The sequence below is a fragment of the Flavobacterium sp. KACC 22763 genome, from assembly GCF_028736155.1.
In the GTDB taxonomy this organism is placed as follows: Bacteria; Bacteroidota; Bacteroidia; order Flavobacteriales; family Flavobacteriaceae; genus Flavobacterium.
This window is the reverse complement of sequence record NZ_CP117879.1, coordinates 4,374,980-4,401,013: the sequence shown is the minus strand read 5'-3', so window position 1 is coordinate 4,401,013 and position 26,034 is coordinate 4,374,980. Positions and strand designations below refer to the sequence as shown.

At 34.7% G+C, this 26,034-nt stretch carries 21 protein-coding genes; 14 read left to right on the top strand and 7 right to left on the bottom strand.

What is annotated here, in order from left to right; genetic code table 11:
• Positions 1–12: 12 nt before the first annotated feature.
• From araA to PQ463_RS18480, 4 genes are all read right to left on the bottom strand, one after another.
• Positions 13–1,521, bottom strand: coding sequence for an L-arabinose isomerase (araA, locus tag PQ463_RS18495; protein WP_274254941.1), 1,509 nt, complete (start codon positions 1,519–1,521; stop codon positions 13–15).
• A gap of 156 nt (positions 1,522–1,677) precedes the next feature.
• Complete coding sequence (locus PQ463_RS18490; protein ID WP_274254940.1) at positions 1,678–2,379, bottom strand: L-ribulose-5-phosphate 4-epimerase; 702 nt, start codon at positions 2,377–2,379, stop codon at positions 1,678–1,680.
• On the bottom strand, positions 2,363–4,054 hold the full coding sequence (locus PQ463_RS18485; RefSeq protein WP_274254939.1) for a ribulokinase: 1,692 nt from the start codon (positions 4,052–4,054) through the stop codon (positions 2,363–2,365). Before PQ463_RS18485 ends, PQ463_RS18490 begins: the two co-directional genes overlap by 17 nt.
• A 229-nt stretch (positions 4,055–4,283) precedes the next feature.
• Positions 4,284–5,822: an alpha-N-arabinofuranosidase gene (locus PQ463_RS18480; protein ID WP_274254938.1), complete on the bottom strand. Its 1,539-nt coding sequence runs from the start codon at positions 5,820–5,822 to the stop codon at positions 4,284–4,286.
• Positions 5,823–6,217: 395 nt separating this feature from the next.
• On the opposite strand from PQ463_RS18480, the gene PQ463_RS18475 reads away from it, so the two are divergent.
• Entirely contained in the window at positions 6,218–6,907 is a 690-nt protein-coding gene (locus PQ463_RS18475) for an NUDIX hydrolase (protein ID WP_274254936.1), read from the top strand.
• Positions 6,908–7,083: 176 nt separating this feature from the next.
• On the opposite strand, the gene PQ463_RS18470 is transcribed toward PQ463_RS18475, so the two are convergent.
• Complete coding sequence (locus PQ463_RS18470) at positions 7,084–8,082, bottom strand: GntR family transcriptional regulator (protein WP_274257975.1); 999 nt, start codon at positions 8,080–8,082, stop codon at positions 7,084–7,086.
• A gap of 101 nt (positions 8,083–8,183) precedes the next feature.
• Here PQ463_RS18470 and PQ463_RS18465 point away from each other — a divergent pair, with 101 nt between their 5' ends.
• From PQ463_RS18465 to PQ463_RS18445, 5 genes are all read left to right on the top strand, one after another.
• Entirely contained in the window at positions 8,184–9,236 is a 1,053-nt protein-coding gene (locus PQ463_RS18465) for an aldose epimerase family protein (protein WP_274254935.1), read from the top strand.
• Positions 9,237–9,446: 210 nt separating this feature from the next.
• Positions 9,447–10,607 (top strand): galactokinase, encoded by a 1,161-nt coding sequence (gene galK / locus PQ463_RS18460; RefSeq protein ID WP_274254934.1) that lies wholly within the window; start codon positions 9,447–9,449, stop codon positions 10,605–10,607.
• A 17-nt stretch (positions 10,608–10,624) separates the two neighbouring features.
• A complete protein-coding gene (locus tag PQ463_RS18455; RefSeq protein ID WP_274254933.1) occupies positions 10,625–11,683 on the top strand; it encodes a UDP-glucose--hexose-1-phosphate uridylyltransferase in 1,059 nt (352 codons plus the stop codon).
• 252 nt (positions 11,684–11,935) lie between these two features.
• Positions 11,936–13,621: a sodium/sugar symporter gene (locus PQ463_RS18450; RefSeq protein ID WP_274254932.1), complete on the top strand. Its 1,686-nt coding sequence runs from the start codon at positions 11,936–11,938 to the stop codon at positions 13,619–13,621.
• 253 nt (positions 13,622–13,874) lie between these two features.
• Positions 13,875–14,654: an L-fucose dehydrogenase gene (locus PQ463_RS18445; protein WP_274254931.1), complete on the top strand. Its 780-nt coding sequence runs from the start codon at positions 13,875–13,877 to the stop codon at positions 14,652–14,654.
• Positions 14,655–14,781: 127 nt separating this feature from the next.
• Here the strand turns inward: PQ463_RS18445 and PQ463_RS18440 are convergent, their stop codons facing one another.
• Positions 14,782–15,672 carry an AraC family transcriptional regulator gene (locus PQ463_RS18440; protein WP_274254930.1) on the bottom strand — a complete coding sequence of 297 codons (891 nt, stop codon included), beginning with the start codon at positions 15,670–15,672 and terminating at the stop codon, positions 14,782–14,784.
• A 170-nt stretch (positions 15,673–15,842) separates the two neighbouring features.
• Here PQ463_RS18440 and PQ463_RS18435 point away from each other — a divergent pair, with 170 nt between their 5' ends.
• The 4 genes from PQ463_RS18435 to PQ463_RS18420 all read left to right on the top strand — a co-directional run bounded on the left by PQ463_RS18435 (position 15,843) and on the right by PQ463_RS18420 (position 19,615).
• The gene (locus PQ463_RS18435) at positions 15,843–17,498 is read left to right on the top strand and encodes a UxaA family hydrolase (RefSeq protein ID WP_274254929.1); all 1,656 of its coding nucleotides are present in this window, start codon (positions 15,843–15,845) and stop codon (positions 17,496–17,498) included.
• A gap of 38 nt (positions 17,499–17,536) precedes the next feature.
• Positions 17,537–18,301: an SDR family NAD(P)-dependent oxidoreductase gene (locus PQ463_RS18430; RefSeq protein ID WP_274254928.1), complete on the top strand. Its 765-nt coding sequence runs from the start codon at positions 17,537–17,539 to the stop codon at positions 18,299–18,301.
• A 114-nt stretch (positions 18,302–18,415) separates the two neighbouring features.
• A complete protein-coding gene (locus tag PQ463_RS18425; protein ID WP_109191296.1) occupies positions 18,416–19,270 on the top strand; it encodes a fumarylacetoacetate hydrolase family protein in 855 nt (284 codons plus the stop codon).
• A 9-nt stretch (positions 19,271–19,279) separates the two neighbouring features.
• On the top strand, positions 19,280–19,615 hold the full coding sequence (locus PQ463_RS18420; RefSeq protein WP_274254927.1) for an L-rhamnose mutarotase: 336 nt from the start codon (positions 19,280–19,282) through the stop codon (positions 19,613–19,615).
• 246 nt (positions 19,616–19,861) lie between these two features.
• On the opposite strand, the gene PQ463_RS18415 is transcribed toward PQ463_RS18420, so the two are convergent.
• On the bottom strand, positions 19,862–21,112 hold the full coding sequence (locus PQ463_RS18415; protein ID WP_274254926.1) for an NAD(P)/FAD-dependent oxidoreductase: 1,251 nt from the start codon (positions 21,110–21,112) through the stop codon (positions 19,862–19,864).
• Between the two features lie 101 nt (positions 21,113–21,213).
• Here PQ463_RS18415 and flxA point away from each other — a divergent pair, with 101 nt between their 5' ends.
• From flxA to flxB, 4 genes are all read left to right on the top strand, one after another.
• The gene (gene flxA / locus PQ463_RS18410) at positions 21,214–22,734 is read left to right on the top strand and encodes a flexirubin biosynthesis tyrosine ammonia-lyase FlxA (RefSeq protein ID WP_274254925.1); all 1,521 of its coding nucleotides are present in this window, start codon (positions 21,214–21,216) and stop codon (positions 22,732–22,734) included.
• A gap of 30 nt (positions 22,735–22,764) precedes the next feature.
• Positions 22,765–23,874 (top strand): WG repeat-containing protein, encoded by a 1,110-nt coding sequence (locus PQ463_RS18405; protein ID WP_274254924.1) that lies wholly within the window; start codon positions 22,765–22,767, stop codon positions 23,872–23,874.
• A gap of 42 nt (positions 23,875–23,916) precedes the next feature.
• A complete protein-coding gene (locus PQ463_RS18400) occupies positions 23,917–25,143 on the top strand; it encodes a WG repeat-containing protein (RefSeq protein WP_274254923.1) in 1,227 nt (408 codons plus the stop codon).
• 95 nt (positions 25,144–25,238) lie between these two features.
• On the top strand, positions 25,239–25,970 hold the full coding sequence (gene flxB, locus PQ463_RS18395) for a flexirubin biosynthesis SDR family reductase FlxB (RefSeq protein ID WP_274254922.1): 732 nt from the start codon (positions 25,239–25,241) through the stop codon (positions 25,968–25,970).
• Positions 25,971–26,034: the final 64 nt, after the last annotated feature.

Here is a 26,034-nt window from a genome sequence, read left to right as displayed (position 1 = left end):
TAGCATCTTTATTTAAAGTCCGTGTTGAAACAAATGGAAATATGCTTCGTTGGCGTTGATCTTATCTTTGAATTCTCTTACAGTTGTTTTTTCGTCAATAACCAATAATTCGATTCCAGCGATGTCTGCAAAATCTTCCATATATTCTGTTGTAATTGATTGGCTGTAAACCGTGTGGTGCGCTCCACCAGCCAAAATCCATGCTGTTGCCGCAACTTCTAAATTTGGTTTACAATCCCAAAGAACACGTGCAACTGGTAATTTTGGCAATTCAGCCATTGGTTTTACTGCTTCTACTTCATTAACGATTAAACGGAAACGAGTTCCCATATCCACCAAAGAAACATTGATTGCATCTCCTGCAGGCGAATTGAATACCAAACGAGCCGGGTCTTCTTTTCCTCCAATTCCTAACGGATGAACTTCGCAAGAAGGTTTTCCGTCAGCGATTGATGGACAGATTTCCAACATGTGAGAACCTAAAACATAAGATTTTTGTGGTGTGAAATGATATGTGTAATCTTCCATAAAAGAAGTTCCGCCTTCTAAACCAACACACATTACTTTTAAAGCTCTTACCATTGCAGCAGTTTTCCAGTCTCCTTCTCCACCAAAACCATAACCATCGGCCATTAATCTTTGTGTTGCAATTCCTGGTAATTGTTTCCAAACTCCAAGGTTTTCGAATGTATCTGTGAAAGCGCCGAATCCTCCTTCTTCAAGGAAAGCTCTTAGTCCTAATTCGATTTTTGCTGCTTCTACTAATGAACTTCTTTGCGCTCCGCCTTCTTTTAAAGAATCAGTTAAGTTATAAGAAGACTCATAAACCGCTAATAAATCAGCTAATTGTTTGTCTGTTACTTTTTCAATATGTTTGGTAACATCTGAAGAATCGTATCCGTTTACAGACATTCCGAAACGAATTTGAGCTTCAACTTTATCACCTTCTGTTACGGCAACTTCACGCATATTATCTCCAATACGAGCTACTTTTAGGTTTTGAAGTTCATCCCATCCTAAAACAACTCTAGACCAGATTCCTAATTGTTTTTGGACTCTTTGATCTTCCCAGTGACCTACAACTACTTTACGTTTTTTACGTAATCTAGACATGATGAAACCAAATTCACGATCTCCGTGAGCCGATTGATTCAGGTTCATGAAATCCATGTCGATTGATCCCCACGGAATTTCAGCATTATATTGTGTATGTAAATGGCATAATGGTTTTTTAAGGATATTTAATCCGCCAATCCACATTTTTGCTGGAGAGAAAGTATGCATCCAAGCGATAATTCCGATACAGTTTTTAGCTGAGTTTGCTGCCAAACACACATCTAAAATCTGCGAAGGAGATTTTACCACATCTTTGTAAACTACTTTTACCGGAATTGAAGATGAAGAATCTAATCCTTTTGCAATAATCTGTGAATGTTCTGCTACTTTTCTAAGCGTTTCTTCACCATATAATTCCTGGCTTCCTACTACAAACCATACTTCTTTTTGAGATATATCAATCATTTTTTTTTTATTTTGTTTCAAGTTTCAGGTTTCAAGTTGTTGGAATCTGAAAACTCGAATTGTTATATTATTGTTTTGTTTTTGTTTGTTTCAAGTTTCAGGTTTCACGTTCCAACAACTTGAAACAAAAAAAACCTGAAACCTGAAACAAAACTCCTACTGTCCGTAATACGAATCTTTTCCGTGTTTACGGTTGTAATGTTTTTTTATTAATGAATCTTTTAATCTTGGTGCATTTGGGTTTATTTGTAAAGTCAGGTAGGCCATTTCTGCTACAACTTCTAAAACTTTACTGTTGTAAACCGCTTTTGCAGCATTTTTTCCCCATGCAAATGGACCGTGATTTCCAATTAGAATCATTTCTACTTCTTCGTATGAAAGATTTTTTTCTTTGAAGCAATCTAAAATCTGAATTCCGGTATTGTGCTCATAGTTTCCTTCAATTAAATGATCTGCCATCGGGGGCGCACACGGAATATCAGCCGTTAAGTGATCGGCATGCGTTGTTCCGAAAATTGGAATATCCAATTGAGATTGCGCCCAAGCCACAGAATATGTTGCGTGCGTATGTGCAACTCCTCCAATATTTGGCCAGTGTTTGTATAAATATGCATGCGTTTTTGTGTCTGATGACGGACGCATGGTTCCCTCGATAACATTATTATCAAAATCGACAATAACAATATCTTCAGGTTTTAAATCTTCATAAGGAACACCGCTTGGCTTAATGGCAAAAACACCATTTTTTCTGTCAACAGCGCTCACATTTCCGAAAGTATAAACAACCAAATTCAATGCATTTAACTGCATATTGGCTTCATAACATTCTTGTTTTAAATCTTTATACTGAGAACTCATTTTGAGAAATTTTAATAGTTGGATCTGCAAAAGCACTTAATTTTTCGTATCCTAAAAGCAGTTTATGATACGCTTCTACTTTATCTGTCTGAGGGAAATATCCCCCATCAAAATCACTTCCGATTTTCTGGCTTGCTTCGATTATGTTTGGATAAATTCCGGCTGCAACGGCTGCATAAATAGCCGCACCTAAAGCAGGAGTTTGGTCTGAAGCTGCCACTTTTATTGGCTTGTTTAAAACGTTAGCCAAAGTCTGCATAATGAAAGGCGATTTACGAGCAACACCACCAATTCCGATAACGCTGTCGATTTTTACACCTTCTTCTTCAAAACGGTCTACAATTTTCTTCGCCCCAAAACAGATTGCGTTTACTAAAGCTTTGAAAATATGAGGCGCTTTTGTTCCTAAAGAAAGGTTCGAAATCGCGCTTTTTACTTCCTGATTTGCATCTGGAGTTCTACGTCCGTTGATCCAGTCTAGAGCAATTGGAAGACTTTCTGAAACTGGAATTTTCTCTGCCTCTTTTGTTAATTCTACAATTAATTTATCGCTGAATTCTTCTCTTAATTGCTCTTTTTGAGCATCATTTAAAACAGAAGAAGTTTGTAATAAATGTTCAGTCGGCCACATTAATAATTCTTTGTACCAAGCCAATAAATCACCAAAAGCAGATTGTCCTGCTTCTAAACCAATAAAACCTGGAATAACAGAACCGTCAACTTGACCGCAGATTCCGCGAACGTTTTTTGTTCCAACTTCATCATAAGAGCCAACAAGGATATCACAAGTCGAAGTTCCCATAACACGAACTAAAGTATTCTCTTCGATTTTAGCTCCAACTGCACCAGAATGCGCGTCGAAAGTTCCGACAGCCACAACTGTTTCTGTCGAAAGCCCTAAACGGTCTGCCCATTCTTGGCTTAATTTTCCAGCAACTAAGTCTGACGTATAAGTTTCATCATATAAATTACCACGAAGCTGTGCCAAATAGGGATGTAGTTTTTCTAAGAATTCAACTGGCGGCAATCCGTTCCAGTCTGTATGCCACATGGCTTTGTGTCCTGCTGCACAACGGCTTCTTTTGAAGGTTTTTAAATCTTTATCTTCAATTAATAAATACGTCATTAAATCGCAGTGCTCCATCCAAGTGTGTGCTGCATTTCTAACCGCTTCATCTTGTCTTGCAATGTGAAGAATTTTTGCCCAGAACCATTCAGAAGAATAAATTCCTCCCACGTATTTTGTCACGTCTTCTCCGCCCCAGCTTACTGCCAATTCGTTTATTTCGTTTGCTTCATTAATTGATGTATGATCTTTCCATAAAACCATCATCGCATTTGGGTTTTCTTCAAAACCTTTTGTCAATGCTAATGGCGTTCCATCTTTTGTAACCGGAACTGGAGAAGATCCTGTTGTATCGATACAAATTCCTTTTACTAACGAAGGATCAACTTTACTTTCTTTAACTACATTTTGAATTGTAATTTCCAATCCTTCAATATGATCCAAAGGGTGCTGGCGAAACTGGTTTATAGAGGCGTCACAATACTGTTTGTTTTTCCACCTTTTGTAATGAGAAACATTGGATGCCAATTCTTGTCCATTTTCAGCGTCTATCAGCACCGCGCGAACAGAATCTGTTCCGTAGTCCAATCCTATTACATAATTTTTCATTCTATTTTATTTTTAAAATATTGACAAATATAGAGATAAATATTTTATAAGTGTACAAAAAACACTTAATTGAAATTGCATAATTAATTTTTGCTATAAATGCATTAAAACAGCATTTTAGCCCCTTTTCAAAAAATAAATGTTAACAATACATTTATAACGTTGCGATTATTTCATCTAAAATCCATAAAGTCGCATCTGCACGAAAAATTTTTAATGTATTTAAATGTTATTTTCCTTCTAAAACCAATACAGAAAATGGCGGAATTGTAATTTCTAACTTTCCTTTTTTGTTTTCAAAACCTTTAAAAGCAACTGGAACAATTTTATTTGGATTCTCAAAGGAGTTATAATCCTGAAGTTTTGAAGCCGTAATTATACTTGCAGTATAGTTTTTAGCGCCAAGCGAAGCCACATCAATTTCAACTTTATTTTTATTTACGGCATCAACATTTACTAACGAAATATGAACCAATCCGCTTGCATCTTTTGAAGCCGAAGCCGAAACTGCTGGAATACTTTCTCCGTTAAAAGTATAAGAAGGTGATTTAAATTCGATCGGGATCAATTTAGCATCTTGATGTACGCTGTACATTTTCATGACGTGATAAGTTGGCGTTGTAATCATTTTGGCTTTGTCGGTCAAAATAACCGCCTGAAGCACATTAACACACTGCGCCAGATTTGCCATTTTAACTCGGTCTGCATGATTGTTGAAAATATTTAAAGTCGCTCCAGCCAAAACTGCATCTCTCATGGTATTTTGCTGATATAAAAATCCAGGATTTGTTCCTTTCTGAACTTCATACCAGCCTCCCCATTCGTCTACAATCATAGCCACTTTTTTTTCCGGATCGTATTTATCCATAACAGCAGCATGTTTTGTCACTAATTCTTCCATTTTTAAAGCAGACTGCATGGATAAGAAATACTCTTTTTCGGTAAAATTAACATCAGAACCTTTTTTATCCCAGTTGATTACAGCATAATGATGCACGCCAACACCGCCAAGCATATTCAACGGAATGTTTTTCATTAACGTTTCTGTCCAATTATAATCTGAACTGTTTGCTCCAGAAGCAATTCTTGTAATTCCTCCCATATTTCCCCAATCAGACATAAATGTGGCAAACTTTTTATATTCGTTTGCATAATAATCTGCTGTCATATTTCCTCCGCAGCCCCAAGCTTCATTTCCAATTCCCCAGTATTTTACTTTCCACGGCTCAGTTCTTCCGTTTTTCTTTCGCATATCACTCATAGGGCTTTTACCTCCAAAATTGGTGTACTGCACCCAGTCTGCCAATTCCTGAACTGTTCCGCTACCGACATTTCCAGACAAATACGGTTCTGCACCAAGCAATTCGCACATATTTAAAAAATCGTGTGTCCCGAAACTATTGTCTTCTGTTACTCCTCCCCACCATTGGTTTACAATTGTTGGACGCTGTTCTTTCGGACCAATTCCATCTTTCCAGTGGTATGTATCAGCAAAACATCCGCCCGGCCATCTTAAATTCGGAATTTTTAAATCTTTTAATGCTTTTACAATATCATTTCGAACTCCGTTGGTATTTGGAATTTTTGAAGTATCTCCAACAAAAAATCCTCCATAAATACAATGTCCTAAATGTTCTGCAAAATGGCCATAAATATGCTTGCTAATAATAGGCGAATCATTATTGTTTTTTATTGAAATTGTCGTAATCTGAGAAAATGCGTACTGATAAAACAGTGCCATCGCCAAAAGGAAAAGTGGTTTTTTCATAATGTGGTTTAAATAGTAAGTCAGGTTTTTTATAAGTCCATTTGAATTTTTTTAAGCTTAAAAAAAGGTTCAAACAGTGCTTAAGTGTGTTTTAAACATTTGTAAATATAGTTAAAAAATTAACTAATAGTCAATTTAACCATATTTAAAAACATATTTCTGAACAATTCCTTTAAAATATTTAGAAAGCAATATTTAGAAAATCTCTTATAATAAAAAACTTTGCACTAAATTTGGTCACTTCTAAGCCGACCAAAATTTTATCCGCAATCCCCATAATTACAAACTAAAAAACACTTATTTCGTAACAAACCATAATTAAGTGTAAATCTTACATTAATAATTATGAAACCTTTTAGGAAGTTTATATATTTACCCATCCAAATTAATTATATATGCTAAACAGTTATAGCTCTGCTGATAAAGTTTTACTAGCGGTGGACTGCATCATTTTCGGATTTGACAATGATGGTCTGAAAATTCTTTTGATTCAAAGAGATTTTGAACCAGAAAAAGGAAAATGGTCCTTGATCGGAGGATTTCTAAAACGCGATGAAGTTTTAGACACTGCCGCAACCCGAATATTAAATACGTATACAGGTCTTAACGATATTTATATGGAGCAGTTACATGCTTATAGTGAAATCGATCGTGACCCAGTAGAAAGAACCATTTCTGTTTCTTATTTTGCTTTAATTAATATCGAGAATCACAATGCTGAATTGATTAAAAATTATCACGCAGAATGGTTCCCAATAAATGACGCACCAAACTTAATTTTTGACCATAACGAAATGGTTGAAAATGCCATAAAGAGACTTCGTTACAAAACTTCTGTAAAACCAATTGGTTTTGAATTGCTTCCTGAGAAATTCACTATGCGTCAGCTTTTAGAATTGTATGAGGCTATTTTAAGCAAAGAATTGGACAAACGAAATTTCATCAGTAAAATCAATTCTCTGGAAATTTTAAATAAATTAGACGAAAAAGACATGCAATCTTCTCGAAAGGGTTCTTACTTATATACTTTCAATAAAGAAAAATACGAAGAGAAACTGCAAAACAACTTTGCACTCAATTTATAATTGAACCTGTTAAGTAAATTTCAAACGCATAGAAACATAGTTTTAAAAGAGATCTTAAAAAGGCGTTTCACTAGTTTAAATGAACATAGCAGACTATGTGAAAGAAATATTTTTCTCTTTGCCTTCTTTTTCAAGTATAGAATCTATGTTTCTATGTGTTAAAATTGACTCCAATCTTATAGAGAGTTCCTTACTATAAGAGCAGATTTATTTTCGATCTGCTCTTTTATTCCTTTTAAAACCATATCGGCTAGAATTTTTCCCATTAATTCAAAATTGGTCGAAATAGTTGTGATTCCATTAGCCGCAATTTTCTTCAATGGCGTTTCATTGTACGATATAATGCCAAAATCTTCTCCTAATTTTAAGTTTCTGCTCATTGCATTTTCTATCACCAAAAGCAAATCACGATCGTGAGGAATAATATATAAATCTCCTAAAGCAATAGATTGATTGCTGAAATCTGAGATAACTTCATAATCAAAACTATAGGCTTGGCAGAACGATTCAAAACCTAGTTTCATTCCTGGTGGCTCTCTAAAGCCGGGAAAAATTAAAATCAGTTTTTTATATTTTGATAATCTTGATTTGCCTTTCATCAAACCTTCATAAATATCTTTCTGATGGTTTTGGTAAATCGCCGGAAACATTTTTAGCTCAGGATTTGTCTGATCCAGTATAATTACGTCACTTACTGGTAGGGTTTTTATCGAGTCTGTAATATCGCTCAAGTTCGTTGGCATAATAATATACCTTGTATAATTTCCATTACTGTCATTTATGAGTTTTTTGAAAACTTGAACATTAAAATGATGAAAGAAAATATCAACCTGAACATTTTTTCCAATGTTTTTTAAAAACGAATTATAAATGTCTTCTTTGAAAATATTCAATTCATCAAAAAGCAGGAAAATCTTCTGAGTGATAGTGATTTCAACGCTTTTAACGTAATATCCCTTGCCAGGAATGGCATAAATAATTCCTCTTTTCTTCAATTCATCATACGCCAATAAGACTGTATCTCGAGATAATGAAAAAGCCAGACAGACTTTATTGACAGACGGAAGCCGATCACCTTTAATTAAATTTCCTTCTTCAATAGCCTTTTCGATTGAAAGAATTATCTGCCTATATTTTGGCAGACCAATATTATTTTGAATTGAAATCATGCTTATGATAAAGTCATTTTGACTATTATAATTAAAAACTGGTAGGTACTGGTATGCAAATATAGAAAATGTTTCTATTTTTGGATTTCATTTTTGCTAAAAATTATATGGAAATAAAACACATATCGCATTTAAAAGAGACTCATAATTGCAAATCGTTTGGTTTAATGCCTAATAAGGAAGAAATTTATTCTTTTGATTTGGTTAACAATAACGGAATGAAAGTTCAGATTATCAATTATGGTGCAACAGTTACTTCCATCCAAATTCCGATCAATGGAAAACTTACAGATATTGTTTTAGGCTTTGATAATTTAGAAGCATATTTAGAATCTTATAATTTGCCAAGTGCACCCTATTTTGGAACAACGGTTGGTCGTTACGCAGGTAGAATTCACAATGCAACTTTTAGTCTTAACGATAAAAAGTTTCAGCTTGGCGGAAACAATAACGGCAATACGCTTCACGGCGGAGAAATGGGGTTTGGAAGAAAAGCTTGGAGTGTAATAAACGCAACTTCAGGCGAAAATCCATCAATTACTTTTGGACTTTTGAGTGCACATTTAGATGAAAATTTCCCTGGCGAAATGACGGTTTATTTAACCTATACTCTAACAGAAGAAAATGAATTAAAATTAGAATATAAAGCAACCTCAACTGAAGATACTATTATCAATTTGACGCATCATAGTTATTTTAACCTTGATGGTCACGACGGAAATGTTCTAGAACAGCAGATGTTTATCAAATCATCCCAAATGCTGGAAACAGATTCTGATAATATTCCAACGGGAAATTATACCGATTTAAACGATCATGATTTTGATTTTAGAGCTCATAAAAACTGTCCGTTCCCGATTGACAACTCTTTTGTAGTAAACTCTAAAACTGAAATAGTAGCACAGTTAATCAGTTTAAAAAACAAACTGAGAATGAATGTTTATACCGATCAGCCAAGTGTACATATATATGTAGGCGGAAATTGTTTTGGAAAATTAAAAGGAAAAGAAAATGTCAATTATAATGCGCAAAGCGGAATCTGTTTTGAAACACAGAATTTTCCAGATGCGCCAAATCAGGCTCATTTTCCTAATGCTGTTTTGAAAAAAGGGGAAGAATACACGCAAAAAACGCTTTATAAATTTGAAAATTTAAACTAAGAACAAAATGTAATTTCAACACATAGAAACATAGATTCTATGCTCAAAAAAAGAAGGCAAAGAGAAAAATATTTCTTTCACATAGTATACTATGTGCATTTAAACTAGTGAAACGCCTTTTTTAAGTTTACAAAAACTATGTTTCTATGTGTTAAAAAATCACTCAAAAGAATCATAAATTCCAAAAACTACAATACAACTAACTATATAATGAATGACATTTTAATACAAAATACCGTTGCTTTTTTTGAGAAATCTTTCGGGTCTTCTCCCCAAAAAACGGTACTTTCTCCAGGCAGAATCAACATCATTGGCGAGCATATTGACTACAATGACGGTTATGTTTTACCTGCTGCAATTGACAAAGTGATTTGCTTTGCTTTTGCAAAAAACAACACTACTACTTCCAAAATAATAGCTATCGATTTAAACGAAGAATTTGAAATCGATTTGACTCAAGAAGTAAAGCTAAGTGATGTAGTTTGGACCAATTATATTCGAGGCGTTATTAAGCAATTGCAAGACAACGGATTTTCTTTTGAAGGTTTCAATTGTGTTTTCAGCAGCAATATCCCGGTTGGTTCTGGATTATCTTCTTCTGCGGCTTTAGAATGCGGAATGATTTTCGGAATAAAATCTCTTTTTGATTTAAAAATTGAGAAAAAAGACATTTCGTTATTAGGACAAAAAGCAGAACATTGGGTTGGAATCAACTGCGGAATTATGGATCAATTTTCTAGTGTACATGGACTTGAAAACAAAGTAATTCAGCTAGACTGCAACACTTTAGATTTTGAATATCATAATGCCGACTTTAAAGATTATTCTTTGGTTTTATTTGATTCTAATGTAAAACATTCGCTTTTTACATCAGAATACAATACAAGAAGAATCGAATGTGAAGAAGGTTTATCGATTATAAAAAGCCATTTTCCAGAAGTAAAAACTTTTAGAAACGCTACAGAAGAACAGGTTTTGAGCCTAAAAGATAAGATGACTGAAAAAGTTTTCAGTAGAGTTCATTTTGTTGTAAAAGAAATCAATCGTGTTATCAAAGCTTGCGAAGCTTTAGACCAAGGAAATATAGAGCTTTTAGGAGAACTGCTTTTTGAAACTCATTATGGTTTATCGCAAGAATATGAAGTAAGTTGCGAAGAATTAGACATGCTTGTTGATACCGCAAAAGAAGACGATGCTATTATTGGTTCTCGACTAATGGGAGGCGGTTTTGGAGGCTGCACTATTAATTTAGTTAAAAAAGGACATGAAAATGAGGTTAAGCGTAAGTTTTCAAAACTTTATTTAGATACATTTGGAATTGAATTAAAATTCTACGATGTAAAAATCTCAAACGGAACAACGCTACTTTAAAACCACAACACTGTACAATGAAAAATTTTGACATTAACGAAGATCCGCACAGACGTTTCAATCCATTAATTAACGAATGGGTATTAGTTTCGCCTCATCGTGCAAAACGTCCTTGGCAGGGACAAAATGAAACTATTTCAACCGAAGAACTTCCTAAATATGACTCAACTTGTTATTTGTGTCCGGGAAATGTTCGCGCCAACGGAATGAATAATCCTCAATATGAAAGCAGTTTTGTTTTTGAAAATGATTTTGCTGCCATGAAGCAGGATGAAATCATTTTTGAAGATGATATTAAACATACCTTTTTTAAGGCAAAACCAGAACAGGGAATTTCGAGAGTGGTTTGCTTTTCACCAAGACATGATCTGACATTGCCAGAAATGGAAATTGCCGATATTGAAAATATCATCAAAACCTGGCAGAAAGAATACACCGATTTAGGTAATATAAAATACATCAACCACGTTCAGATTTTTGAAAACAAAGGAAGCGTAATGGGTTGCAGCAACCCGCATCCGCACGGACAAATTTGGGCACAATCGTCATTGCCTACTCAGGTTGAAAAAACACAAAACAGCTTAAAATCGTATTACGATAAAAACGACAGAACATTATTAGAAGATTATGTTAAAGCTGAATTGAAAGCTGGAGAAAGAATCGTAATCGAAAATGATCATTTTGTAGCACTGGTTCCTTTTTGGGCAATTTGGCCTTACGAAACGATGATTGTAAGCAAAAGAGCTGTAAACAAAATCACCGATTTTACTGCTGAAGAAAGTACCGCTTTCGCGAAAATCTTAAAACAGTTAACAACGAAGTACGACAATTTATTTAATACTTCATTTCCATATTCTTCAGGAATTCACCAATCTCCAACAGATGGTTTATTGCATCCAGAATGGCATTTTCACATGCACTTCTACCCGCCGTTGTTAAGATCAGCAACTGTAAAGAAGTTTATGGTTGGATACGAAATGTTGGGAGAATCGCAACGTGACATTACACCTGAAAAAAGTGCCGAAGTTTTAAGACAGCTTTCAGATGTACATTACAAAAGTCTGGTAAAAGTGTAGACGTTTATTCTTGTAATAAATTCAAAAAATAAAAATTTAACACAATTCTAAGCTGATAAATGTAAAAAACACATTTACTAATAGCTGATTTCTAAAATTTTATTTTACATTTGGCTTCTGCTTTTATTTTCGCAAAAAAATAACAGAAATAAAACACATCTTGCATTTTTAACAAGATTTAACAACACAAAAACTGATTTTAAAACCACATAAACAAACAACCTATAATAATTATTTAAAATACTACTAACAATGAACCAAAACCTCGCTTTCGCAGACTATGCGGTTTTTATTATTTATTTTATCGTAGTCTCTGTCTACGGTTACACCGTTTATCGTAAACGTAAACAAGACGAACACGATGCTAAAGCTTACTTTTTGGCTGAAGGAAATTTAACTTGGTGGGCAATTGGAGCTTCTCTTATTGCTTCTAATATCTCTGCCGAGCAGTTCATTGGAATGAGCGGTGAAGGTTTCTTCTTAGGAATCGCTGTTGCTGCTTACGAATGGCTTGCTGCTGTTGCTCTTATTATTGTGGCTGTATGGTTTATTCCTGTTTATCTTAAAAACAAGATTTACACTATGCCGCAATTCTTAAAAACACGTTATAATGAGTCTACTGCGCTTATCATGGCAGTATTCTGGTTGTTTTTATATGTTTTTGTAAACCTTACTTCTATTTTATATCTAGGAGCTGTTGCTATTAATGGTCTTGCAGGAGGTCAGTATCTTCATGCTATCATGATCGGGTTAGCTGTTTTTGCTTTATTTATTTCTCTTGGAGGAATGAAAGTTGTGGCTTATACAGACGTTATTCAGGTTGCGGTTTTAATCATCGGAGGTTTAGTGACTTCTTATATTGCCTTAACAACAGTTGGTCAATATTTTGGTGTTGGCGAAAATGCAATTGCAGGTTTTAAAGTCTTAATGAAAGAAGCGCCAGAACATTTCAAAATGATTATTCCGAAACCAACTGCTGCATCTTCTCAGCTTGAAATCGATAAATATTTAACTTTCCCAGGATTGTTATCTTACGCTGCTGGTATCTGGATCATCAACTTAAACTACTGGGGATGTAACCAATACATTACACAAAGAGCACTTGGAGCAGATTTGCAAACAGCTCGTACAGGAATTTTATTTGCTGGTATGTTAAAATTATTAATGCCGCTTATCGTAATGCTTCCTGGTATTGCTGCTTACGTTTTGTACACAAACGGACATTTGCCTCAATTGGTTGGAGGAAAAGATGGAGCTTATTCTGCTGTATTAACATTCCTTCCAACTGGATTAAAAGGACTTTCTGTCGCTGCTTTAACTGCAGCAATCGTAGCATCTTTGGCTGGAAAAGTAAACAGTATTTCTACAATCTATACATTAGATGTTCATAAAAAATACATTCAAAAAGAAGCTGGTGAAAAACAACAAGTAAACATTGGGCGTATTGCCGTTTTTGTTGCCATGCTTTTAGCAGTTTTATTTACTTGGAATGACATCTTAGGAATTGGTGGAGTTGGAGGATTTACATACATCCAAAAATACACTGGATTCATTAGCCCTGGAGTTTTTGCCATGTTCTTCTTAGGTATGTTCTGGAAAAGAACTACTGGAACAGCAGCAATCGTTGGTGTAATATTAGGATTCTTATTATCTGTTTTATTCAACGAATATGCACCAGCTTTATTTGGAAACGACACACTTTTATACACAGCATACTCTAATGGAAAAGGAGCTTTCGAAATTCCGTTCCACATCTGTATGGGATTATCATTCTTATTCACAATGATTGCGATGATCTTGATAAGTTTTGCTGGTCCAAAAGTAAACCCAAAAGCATTCGAGACAGAACCTGGAATGTTCAAAGTACAGCCACAAACTACAGTATTAATCGTAATTACATTACTGATTATTGTGGCGCTTTATGTTAAGTTCTGGTAATAAATTATCAGTTCAATTCTCTCTTTTTACAGCTGTTGTTTGTCATGAACAACAGCTGTAAATTTTTAAAAAATATTTTAACACATAGAAACATAGATTTTTTTAACCTATAAAAAAGAGTAAAAAACAAATCTAGATTTGAACACATAGTCTATGTGAATTTAGATAAATGAAATGCCTTTTTTAGACAAAGATGAGCTATGATTCTATGTGTTTAAAAATGTCCTAGCAATAAATTATAATAAATAAAATCATGCAGTTATCATTAACCCAAAAAATCATTATCGTTACGGGAGGTGCAAAGGGAATCGGTTTAGGAATCGTTAAGGTTTTAGCCGAAGAAAATGCCATTCCGTTTATTGTTGGTCGTAACGAAAATGACAACATCAAAGCCGTAGAAGAATTAAAAGCCATTGGGAAAGAAGCGCACCAAGTTGCCGCCGATTTGACAAAACCTGAAGACTGCAAAAAAGCCGTTGAAGCCGTAATCACAAAATTCGGTCGCATTGACGGACTTGTAAACAATGCCGGAGTTAATGATGGCGTTGGATTAGAAAACGGAAATTATGAAGATTTCGCTGCTTCGCTTCACAAAAATTTAGTGCATTATTATTTGATGGCACAACACGCACTTCCGTATCTTAAAGAATCAAAAGGAGCAATTGTAAACATTGGTTCTAAAACTGCCGAAACTGGACAAGGCGGAACCTCAGCGTACGCCGCTTCAAACGGTGGAAGAAATGCTTTAACCAGAGAATGGGCTGTTGAATTGCTAAAATACAGCATTCGTGTAAACGCTGTAATCGTAGCAGAATGTTACACGCCGCTTTACGAAACCTGGATTAATACTTTTGAAAATAAAGAAGAAAAATTGGCTGCTATTACCAAAAATATCCCGCTAGAAAACAGAATGACAACTGCAGAAGAAATCGCAAATATGGTGGTTTTCTTATTGTCTGAAAAATCAAGCCATACCACCGGACAGATTATTTATGTTGATGGTGGTTACACTCATTTAGATAGATCTATTTAATTTTTTTAGTTTGCCACGAATTACACTAATTTCCACTAATTTATATTTCTAAATAAAAAATTCGGGTTAATTTGTGTAATTCGTGGCAACTTATTTATTTCTCACGCAGATTTGTATAAAAATCCTTTTAATCCTTGTAATCTGTGGCAAAACTAACTTTTGCGTTATTTTTAAAATCCGAAGGCGTAATTCCCTTAACTTTTTTGAAGAGTTTATTGAAGTTTGAAGCCGTTTTATAACCGCATTCATAAGCAATCTCCGACATGCTTTTATCGGTTTCCAACAACAATTTACAGGCATTTGAAATTCGGATTTCGTGCAGATAATCTATAAAATTCTTTTTCGTTTTTATCCTGAACATTCTACAAAAAGAAGTCCGCGTCATATTCGCGACTGCGGCAATTTCTTCTAAGGAAATATTCTTTTTATAATTTTTGTTGACGTATTGAAAAACCTCAGAAAGACGATCTACTTTCGAATCTTTCTGCATCAGAGAATAAATTTCGTCATTGATGTAAATCGTATCCTGACTTTCAGAAAGAATAGACAAAATCTCAAAAAGTCCGACAATAACTTCGAAGTCTTTTTTAGAAACTAATTTCTCCAGTTTTTTCGCAATCTGTTTATTGGTTTTTCCGATAATCGAAATTCCTTTTCCGGCTTGAAAAAAGAGTTCGTTGATTTTTTGGGTTTCTTTTAATTCGTAAAAAGTCGGCCCGAAAATATCTTTATGAAAATATACGACAATCGAATTGGCTCTTAAATCCTCAATTCCCTGATAATATTTCTCATCATTCAGCCAAACATGTGGAATATCAGAACCTAAAAAAACCATATCTCCAGGCGCAAAAGGCATTACCGAATTTCCGATAATTCGTTTGCCGAAACTCTCTTTTACATATACCAATTCCAATTCGGGATGCGAATGAAAGGGTGCTTGAAAAAAAGGTTCAATACGATTCAGCACCGAAACCTTCGTATTGAGATAAGACGCTATTTTGGTTTGTTCCAATTTCATACTACAAAGATAATTAAAGATTAGATAAGGATAATATTAGACTATTAACCAATGTATAAAAAAACTAATTTTATTTTTCGTTAACTGCCCGAATTCTATACAAAATCAGAAGATTAAAATGTTATAGAAGGAAAGCATTGACATCAAAAAAAAAGAAAAAACAACACACAATGTCTGAGAATAACACAAAAAAACTGGTTGTAAAACTGCATCCAGACGATAATGTATTGGTTGCCTTAACCGATCTTCAAAAAGGCGATTCGATTCATTTTGAAAATGAAACTTACGTTTTACAAGACCTCATCAAAGCCAAACACAAATTCTACATGCAGGACATGAAGCAGGGAGAAGAAGTAAATATGTACGGTGTTTTGGTTGGAAAAGTGCAAAACGATGTGGCAAAAGGAAGTTTAATGACGACCGAAAACCTAAAACATGCTGCAGATCCTTACGCTTACAGAAATGCTTCTTACGAATGGAATGCACCAGATGTTTCTAAGTTTGAAAACAGAACTTTTAAAGGTTACAAAAGAAAAGACGGACGTGTTGGAACGGCAAATTACTGGCTTTTTATCCCGACTGTTTTTTGTGAAAACAGAAATCTTGACGTAATCAAAGAAGCCTTACACAAACAATTGGGTTATGCTGTAACAGACAAATACAACCAATTTACGCACGAATTACTGGAAGGTTACTTGAACGGAAATGACATTAATGATATCAATATTGAATTAAATCCGACTCCAAAAAACAAACGTGTTTTTGAAAATGTAGACGGAATCAAATTCTTAAATCACCAAGGAGGTTGTGGCGGAACTCGCCAAGACGCTTCTACTTTGAGCGCTTTATTGGCTTCTTATGCCAATCATCCAAACGTTGGCGGAATCACACTTTTGAGTTTAGGATGCCAGCATTTACAAGTTCAGGATTTTGTAAATGACGTAAAAAGACAAAATCCAGAGTTTGACAAACCATTGTTTATTTTTGAACAGCAGCAAACAGAAAGCGAAGAAGTTCTGATTACAAATGCCATCAAAAAAACTTTTGAAGGTTTAATCGAAATCAACAAATACGAAAGAACAGATGCCCCATTAAGCGATTTATGTATTGGTGTAAAATGTGGCGGAAGTGATGGTTTCAGCGGTGTTTCTGCAAATCCTGCTGTGGGTTATACTTCAGATTTAGTCGTAGCTTTAGGCGGAAAAATTCTTTTGGCTGAATTTCCAGAATTATGCGGTGCCGAGCAGAATTTAATTGACAGATGTGTTACGGAAGATAAGGCTAAAAAATTCATCGATTTAATGGAATCTTATGATGAACTAGCACATAAAGTGGGTTCTGGTTTCCATATGAATCCGTCACCGGGAAATATCAAAGATGGTTTAATTACAGACGCCATCAAAAGTGCTGGAGCGGCAAAAAAAGGCGGAACTTCACCTGTAGTTGATGTTTTAGATTATACAGAACTAGTTACAAAACCAGGTTTAAGTTTGGTTTGTACACCAGGAAATGACGTAGAAGCAACAACTGGAAAAGCAGCTTCTGGAGCAACTTTAATTTTGTTTACAACTGGATTGGGAACTCCGACAGGAAACCCAGTCTGTCCTGTAATTAAAGTAGCAACAAATTCGGTTTTGGCAACCAGAATGAAAGATATTATCGATATTGACTGTGGACCAATTATCAGTGGCGAAAAATCTATTGAAGAAATGGGCGAGGAAATCTTAGAATATTGCATCAAAGCGGCAAGCGGCGAAATTATTCCGAAAGCAGTTCAATTAAACCAAGACGATTTTATTCCGTGGAAACGCGGCGTATCTTTGTAAAAGACTATTAAAAAACAACTCATAAAAATTTATATCAAATGTTTTCATTACAAAATAAAAAAGCAATTATCACGGGCGGTGGAAGCGGAATTGGAAGAGCGATTTCGGTTTTATTTGCTAAACAAGGAGCTGAAGTTCATATTTTAGAATTGACTGAAGAAAGCGCAAAAGAAACCGTTGAAGAAATAAAATCAGCAGGAGGAACTGTTTTTGCTCACGCCTGCGACGTTTCAAACCACGAACAAGTAAAATCGACTTTCGAGAAAATCGGAAATATCAATATTTTGGTAAACAACGCTGGAATTGCGCACGTTGGAAAAGTAGACACAACTTCTGAATCTGATTTTGACAGAATCATGAATGTAAACGTAAAAGGGGTTTACAACTGTCTTCACGCTTCTATTCCGGCACTTAGAAATTCGGGCGGAGGAGTAATTTTAAACTTGGCTTCAATCGCTTGCTGGGTTGGAATTCCAGATCGTTTTGCTTATTCTACAGCAAAAGGCGCTGTTATGGCGATGACTTTATCGGTTGCTAAGGATTATTTACAGGATAAAATCAGATGTAATTCTATTTCTCCTGCGAGAGTTCACACGCCTTTCGTAGATGGATTTATTGCTAAAAATTATCCTGGAAAAGAAGAGGAAATTTTCGAAAAACTATCTCAATCACAACCAATCGGCCGTATGGGAAAACCAGAAGAAATCGCAACTTTAGCATTATTCTTATGCAGCGACGAATCGTCTTTCATCACAGGTTCAGATTACCCAATTGATGGTGGTTTTATCAAATTGAACAACTAAAATATTTAAACAAAATTATAGCCACAAATTACACAAATTTCCACGAATTAATTTTCTAAATAAAAATTCGTGAAAATTCGTGTAATTCGTGGCAAAAAAACTAAAAATTAAAATATGAAACTTATTAGATTCGGAGAAGAAGGAAAGGAAAAACCAGGAGTTTTACTAAATGAAAAAAGATACGATGTTTCGTCAATTGTAACAGATTACAACGAAGCTTTTTTTGAAAATGACGGTTTAGCAAAATTAGAAGAAGCTTTAAAAAATAATCCAGCATTACCAGAAGTAAGCGATTCAGTTCGTTTAGGTTCGCCTGTTGCGCGTCCATCAAAAATTATCTGCATAGGATTAAATTATGTAGATCACTGCGAAGAAACCGGAGCTGCAATTCCAGAAGAACCAATTATCTTCTTTAAATCAACCACTTCTTTATGCGGACCAAATGATAATTTGATTATCCCAAAAAACAGTGAAAAAACAGACTGGGAAGTTGAATTAGCATTTGTTGTAGGCAAAAAAGCAAGCTACGTTTCTGAAGAAGATGCACCAAACTACATCGCTGGTTATTGCCTTTTGAATGATTATAGCGAAAGAGCATTCCAAATCGAAAGAGGCGGACAATGGGCAAAAGGAAAAGGTTCTGATACTTTCGCTCCTCTTGGACCAATTATGGCAACTCCAGACGAAGTTGGAGATGTAAACAACCTAAAAATGTGGCTTACAGTAAACGGAAAAACTTTCCAAAACAGTAATACTTCAAACTTGATTTTTAAAATTCCATTTTTAGTGCATTACCTAAGTCAGTTTATGACCTTGCTTCCTGGTGACGTTATCAGTACAGGAACACCTCCAGGAGTGGGATTAGGAATTAAACCAGATCCGATTTACATTAAAGCGGGTGACGTAATCGAATTAGGAATCGAAGGTTTAGGTACAAGCAAGCAAACTGCTGTAGCTTACCAAGGGTAAATTTAGATTATGGCAACTCAAAAATTCTATCTGGCATTAGACTTAATAGATGATGCAGATTTGATTGCAGAATACAAAGAACTGCATGAAAATGTATGGCCAGAAATTAAAAAAAGCATTCAAGATTCTGGAATTGAAGTGCTAGATATTTATTGCACAGGAAACCGATTATTCATGATCATCGAAGCAGATGCTGATTTTACTTTCGAGAAAAAAGATCAAGCCGACGCAGCAAACGAAAAAGTTCAGGAATGGGAAACCTTAATGTGGAAATTTCAACAAGCTTTACCGTGGGCAAAACCAGGACAAAAATGGATTGTAATGGAGAAGATTTTTGGATTGTAATATCCGATTCCAGATTAATAGCAATATTTAATATTCCGTTAGGAATATCTGGTCGGTAGAAAAAAATATTGTCGTTTTGCATTATGTCCTGTAGGGACATCTGATTTACGAAAATAATATACACATCCATTAATCAAACGTTCCTACGGAACGTATTATCACAATTCAAATTTAATTTCTACCAACAAGACATTCCTACGGAATGAATCTGAAAAATGAATTATTTTTTTATAAAAAAAGCCCTGTTTATTCAGGGCTTTGTTCTTTTTGCATATTTAGTAAATACGCCATATTAGCAATTACGTGATCGTGTTTTTTGACAAACGAATTTTCTTCATTCCAAACATAGCCCGCTAAAACCGCGCATATTTTTTCTTTTACTTCTGGATTTTCAGGTTGGTGGAAAAATAAAGTCTGTAAATTTCCTGTGTACCATTCTTGAACATACGTGGTAAAAACAGCGATTCCGCGTTTCATGTATTGCGTAAATTCTACTTCCCAATCTACAGGAATTCCTTGTGCTTCTTTCAAATATAATTTTGCAGCCAACATTCCTGATTCGGTTGCAAAAGCAACTCCGGATGAGAAAACTGGATCTAAAAATTCTGAACTGTTTCCTGTTAAAGCAAAACCGTCGCCGTACATTCTTTTTACAGCTCTTGAGTAGTTTTCTAATTTAACAGGTTCAAATAAAAACTCTGTTCCAGCAAATCTTTTAATATAATAATCAGATTTCTGAATGGCATTTCGCAAAGCTTCAGCATTGTCTTTATTTTCAGAAAGAGAATTAATAAAATCTGTTGGACCAACAACTCCCAAACTCGTATTTCCGTTAGAAAACGGAATTACCCAAAGCCAAACTTGAGTCTCTAAAATGTCAAATGAAATTTGAGTTCCCTCTACACCTTCTTCTCTATTTATATCTTTAACATGAGTAAAAATAGAAGAATGCGGATCTAATTTTGACGGTGTATCCAAATCTAAAAGTCTTGGTAAAACGCGTCCATATCCACTCGAGTCGATGATAAATTTAGCGTGGATTTCTTTTAGGTTTCCGTCTTTGTCTTTTACAATGGTTTTTGAATTTTTCCCTTCAAAAGAAACTTCCAAAACTTCAGTTTCAAATTCCAGATCAATCCCTTTTCTTATAATTTCTTGCGCCATTGTATTGTCAAAATCAGCTCTTGGAACTTGCCAAGTCCAATCCCATCCTTCGCCAAATTTTACGCTAAAATCAAAATTGCAGATTTCTTCTCCTCTGATAAAACGAGCTCCTAATTTTTTTTCGAAGTTCATTGCATCAAGAGCGTCAAACAATTCTGCTTCAGCAAAATGATCCATTACACGCGGAATAAGGCTCTCGCCTACTACCAGTCTCGGAAACTTCGTTTTTTCTACAACTTTAACCTTTACGTTGTTCTTAAAAAGATACGATGCCGAAACACATCCAGACGGTCCTGCACCAATCACTAAAACATCAACAAACTCCTTTGTCATATTAGAATTATTATCATTAATTAACCTACATTTGCCATCATCAAAATAACTACATTTATTTTGATAAATAAAATTAAATTAGCACAACCAAAATCGATTTGATGAATACAATAAATGAATATTTAAGTTTAGCAGAATTTGAAGCCATTATCTTCGGAAAAAGCAAAGTTGCGATAAGCGATGTGGTTTTAAATCGAGTAAACGAAAGTTTTAATTTCTTAAAAGAATTCTCAGGAAACAAAGTAATCTACGGAGTAAATACTGGCTTTGGTCCAATGGCTCAATATAGAATTAAGGAGTCAGATCAAATTCAATTGCAATACAATTTAATCAGAAGCCACTCTTCTGGAACAGGAAAACCTTTAAACCCTGAGTGTGCAAAAGCAGCAATTTTAGCTCGATTAAATACACTTTCTTTAGGAAACTCAGGAGTTCATTCTTCTGTTATTCATTTAATGGCAGAATTAATCAATCGAGATATTACACCTTTAATTTTTGAACACGGTGGTGTAGGTGCCAGCGGAGACTTAGTGCAGCTATCACATTTAGCTTTGGTATTAATTGGCGAAGGCGAAGTTTTCTATAAAGGCGAAAGACGCGCAACTGCAGAAGTTTTCGAAATTGAAGGTTTAAAACCAATTCAAGTAGAAATTAGAGAAGGTTTGGCATTAATCAACGGAACTTCTGTAATGACAGGAATTGGAGTAGTAAATGTTCATTATGCCAAAAAATTATTAGACTGGTCATTAAAAGCTTCTTGTGCGATTAACGAATTGGTTCAGGCTTATGATGATCATTTTTCTGCAGAATTAAATCAAACAAAACGTCATAAAGGACAGCAGGAAGTTGCTGAAAGAATGAGACAAAATCTTTCTGACAGTACTTTAATCCGTAAAAGAGAAGACCATTTATATTCTGGCGAAAACACCGAAGAAATCTTCAAAGAAAAAGTTCAGGAATATTACTCATTAAGATGTGTTCCTCAAATTCTGGGACCAGTTTTAGAAACTATAAATAATGTTGCTTCTATTCTAGAAGACGAATTTAACTCAGCAAACGATAACCCAATCATTGACGTAAAAAACAAACACGTTTATCACGGCGGAAATTTCCACGGAGATTACATTTCACTAGAAATGGATAAACTGAAAATCGTTATTACAAAATTAACGATGCTGGCAGAACGTCAATTGAATTATTTATTGAATTCAAAAATCAACGAAATTCTTCCTCCATTCGTAAACTTAGGAACATTAGGTTTTAATTTCGGAATGCAGGGTGTTCAGTTCGTTGCTACTTCAACAACTGCAGAAAGTCAGACATTATCTAATCCGATGTATGTTCACAGTATTCCAAACAATAATGACAATCAGGATATTGTAAGTATGGGAACAAATGCTGCAGTGATGACGGCAAAAGTAATTGAAAACTCTTTTGAAGTTTTGGCTATCGAATTAATTACAATTGTTCAGGCAATTGATTATTTGAGACAAAAAGATCAAATTTCGTCTACAACTAAAAAATGGTACGACGATATCAGAAATATAATTCCAGAATTTAAGGAAGACCAAGTAATGTATCCTTTTGTTCAAAAAGTAAAAGATTACTTGATCAACAGTTAATTTGAGACTTTAATCATACGACAATCCAACATGAAAAAAATATTTTTTTTATTCTTAATTCTCGCTCAATCAATTAACGCTCAAGAGCTTGCTTTAGTAAAAAAGGACGGTAAATTTGGGCTTATCCGAAACGATGGAACTTTTGCTGTTGAGCCAAAGTATAGTGCTGCAAGAGAATTTTCTGATGGTTTGGCTGCTGTTAAAGAGAATGGAAAATGGGGATTTATAGATAACACAGGAGCGTTTGTAATTCCAGCAACTTTTGATAGCGCAAAAGATTTTAGCAGCGGAATATGTGCCATAGAAAAAGACGCTGTTTGGCATTACATCAATAAAAGCGGCGAGATAGTAAATGGTAATCCAAAATCAGATAAATTATTTGATTTTCATGATGGAGTAGCTTTTTTTAGACAAAACGATAAAGTTGGATTAATCAATAACAAATTTGAAATTGTTCTTGCTCCAAAATATGATGTTATCAGAGCTTTTTATAAAGGTTATGCAAGAGTAGCGTTAAATGACAAATGGGGAATTATTGATACAACAGGGAAAGAAATTGCCGAAGTTGTTTACGACGAAATTGGCGATGGTTTCAATAATACAACATGGGCAAAAAAAGGAAAAGCATATGGATTAGTACACAATGGGGTTTTTATTGAACTACCTGGTGTTACTGAATTTGGTCCTTTTGGCACGCAAGACTTAATTGCGGCCAAAAAAGATGGGAAATTTGGATTTGTTGATTTTAAAGGTCAATGGGTTCTTAAACCATTATTTGACAAAGCAAAAGGTTTTTCTCAAAATTTAGCGCCTGTTTGTTTGAGAGGAAAATGGGGCTATACTAATTTAACAGGAGAGTGTATTGTACAGCCAACATATACCGACGCAGAGCCTTTTAGTGAAAATGGTCTTGCCGCTGTAAAAAATTTAAACGGTTGGGGATTTATAGATAAAACTGGAAATTTAGTAATTCCAACAGATTACGAAATTTCAGCAGTATTTGGAAATTATACACGTGATGAAAAAGGGTTTGTCAACGGATTAGCAAGGGTTAAGCATAAAGGAAAATGGGGTTTTCTTAAGCCAAATGGAGAAATTTTGATTGAATGGTTTCAGAATGCTGAACTCTTTCAAAAATAACAAAAATGAATTTTCATAATATTAATATTGAATCATAAAATCATGAAAAAGTCACTTATTTTTTTATCGCTAGTATTAATTCAATTTGTTAATAGTCAAGAATTAGCATTAGTTAAAAAAAACTCCAAAATTGGATATCTTTCTAAAGACGGATCTTTTAAAATCGAACCGCAATACAAATCTGCTAGAAGTTTTTCTGAAGGTTTAGCTGCTGTAGAAAACGGCGGGAAATGGGGATTTATCGATGCAAAAGGAACTTGGGTAATTCCAGCCGATTTTAAAGATGCTAAAGATTTTAACAACGGAATCGCAGTTGTACAAAAAGACAAAGACTGGGTTTATATTAATACAAAAGGAGAAATTCAACAAGCTCCGGCATCTGAAAAATTATTTGATTTTAATGATGGCGTTGCTTTCATTAGACAAAACAATAAGGTTGGTTTGATTAACAACAAAATGACTGTTGTTTTAGAACCAAAATACGATCAGATCAAACCTTTTGAAAATGGTTATGCCAGAGTTGAATTAAACAAAAACTGGGGAATTATTGATACTAACGGAAAAGAATTGGTTGAACCAGTTTACGCCGAAGTTGGAAATTATTTTAAAGGAACAACTTGGGCTAGAAAAGACAAAACTTTCGGATTGGTAAGCGGCGGAAAATTTGTTCCTGTTGACGGAGCTGAAAAAATCTGGGATTTTGAAACTCAAGATTTGACTTTTGCCAAAAAGAACGGAAAAATTGGATACATCGATTTAAAAGGAAATTGGGCAATTCTTCCTATTTACGATAAAGGGAAAGCGTTTTCAAAAAACCTTGCTCCAGTTCTAGTTGGAAAAAAATGGGGATTCATTAACCCAGAGGGGAAATTTGTGATTGAGCCAACTTACAGCGATGCCGAAGTTTTCAGTACAAACGGTCTAGCTCCAGTAAAAGAAAGCAACTGGGGATTCATTAATGAATCTGGAAAATTAGTAATCCCAACTCAATATGGCATCACAACAAATGCTATTATTGCGATGTTTACGCAACAAGATAAAGGATTTATTGGTGGTGTTGCTAGAGTAAAAAACGAAGGAAAATGGGGATTTCTTAAACCTGACGGAACAGTTTTGGCCAACCAATGGTTTGAAAACGCAGAACTGTTTTCTAAAAGTGCAGAAAAACCTCAGCCAGCTGTAGCTCCCGTTTCTGCCGAAAAACCAAAACAAGAAACTAAGCCAGCGACAAAACCGGCTGCAAAACCAGCACCTAAAAAAAAGAAATAATATTTATCTCCAAATAAATTAGAAATTTGCATCAATGAAATCGCTTTCTATAAAAGTGGTTTCATTGATGACGAATAAAAATAAACCCTACATAAATGAAGTGTGTATTAGTAACAGGCGGTTCGAGAGGAATTGGAAGTGCGATTTGTAAAAAACTAGCCGTAGAATCCGATTATCATATTCTGATTAATTATCATTCGAATAAAACAGCTGCCGAAGAAACATTACAAGAAGTACAAAAATTAGGCGCAACAGGCGAAATCTTAGGTTTTGATGTTTCTAATTTTGAAGAAGTACAAACTGTTTTAACTGCTTGGCAGGAAGCTAATCCTGAAAAATTGGTTGAAGCAATTGTAAACAATGCCGGAATCACAAAAGATGGCCTTTTTATGTGGATGACTCCAGAAGACTGGAACGGCGTTATGAATACAAGCGTAAACGGTTTCTTTAATGTAACTCAGTTTTTCATTCAAAAAATGTTACGCAATAAATACGGCCGAATCGTAAATATGGTTTCTGTTTCTGGAGTAAAAGGAACAGCGGGACAAGCCAATTATTCGGCTGCAAAAGGTGCCATTGTAGCAGCAACTAAAGCTTTGGCTCAAGAAGTTGCAAAACGAAACATTACTGTAAATGCTGTCGCTCCAGGTTTTATCAGAACCGATATGACAAGTCAGCTAGACGAAAAAGAATTATTAAAGCTAATTCCGGTTAATCGTTTCGGTGAAGCAGAAGAAGTAGCAGATTTGGTAAGCTTTTTGATTTCTAAAAAAGCAAGCTATATTACAGGAGAAATTATCAACATAAATGGCGGAATATATTCTTAAAGAATACTATGTTTGCGAAGTTTATTTTTAAGTTTTTACTTAAAAGTAAATTGCTCGCAAAGAC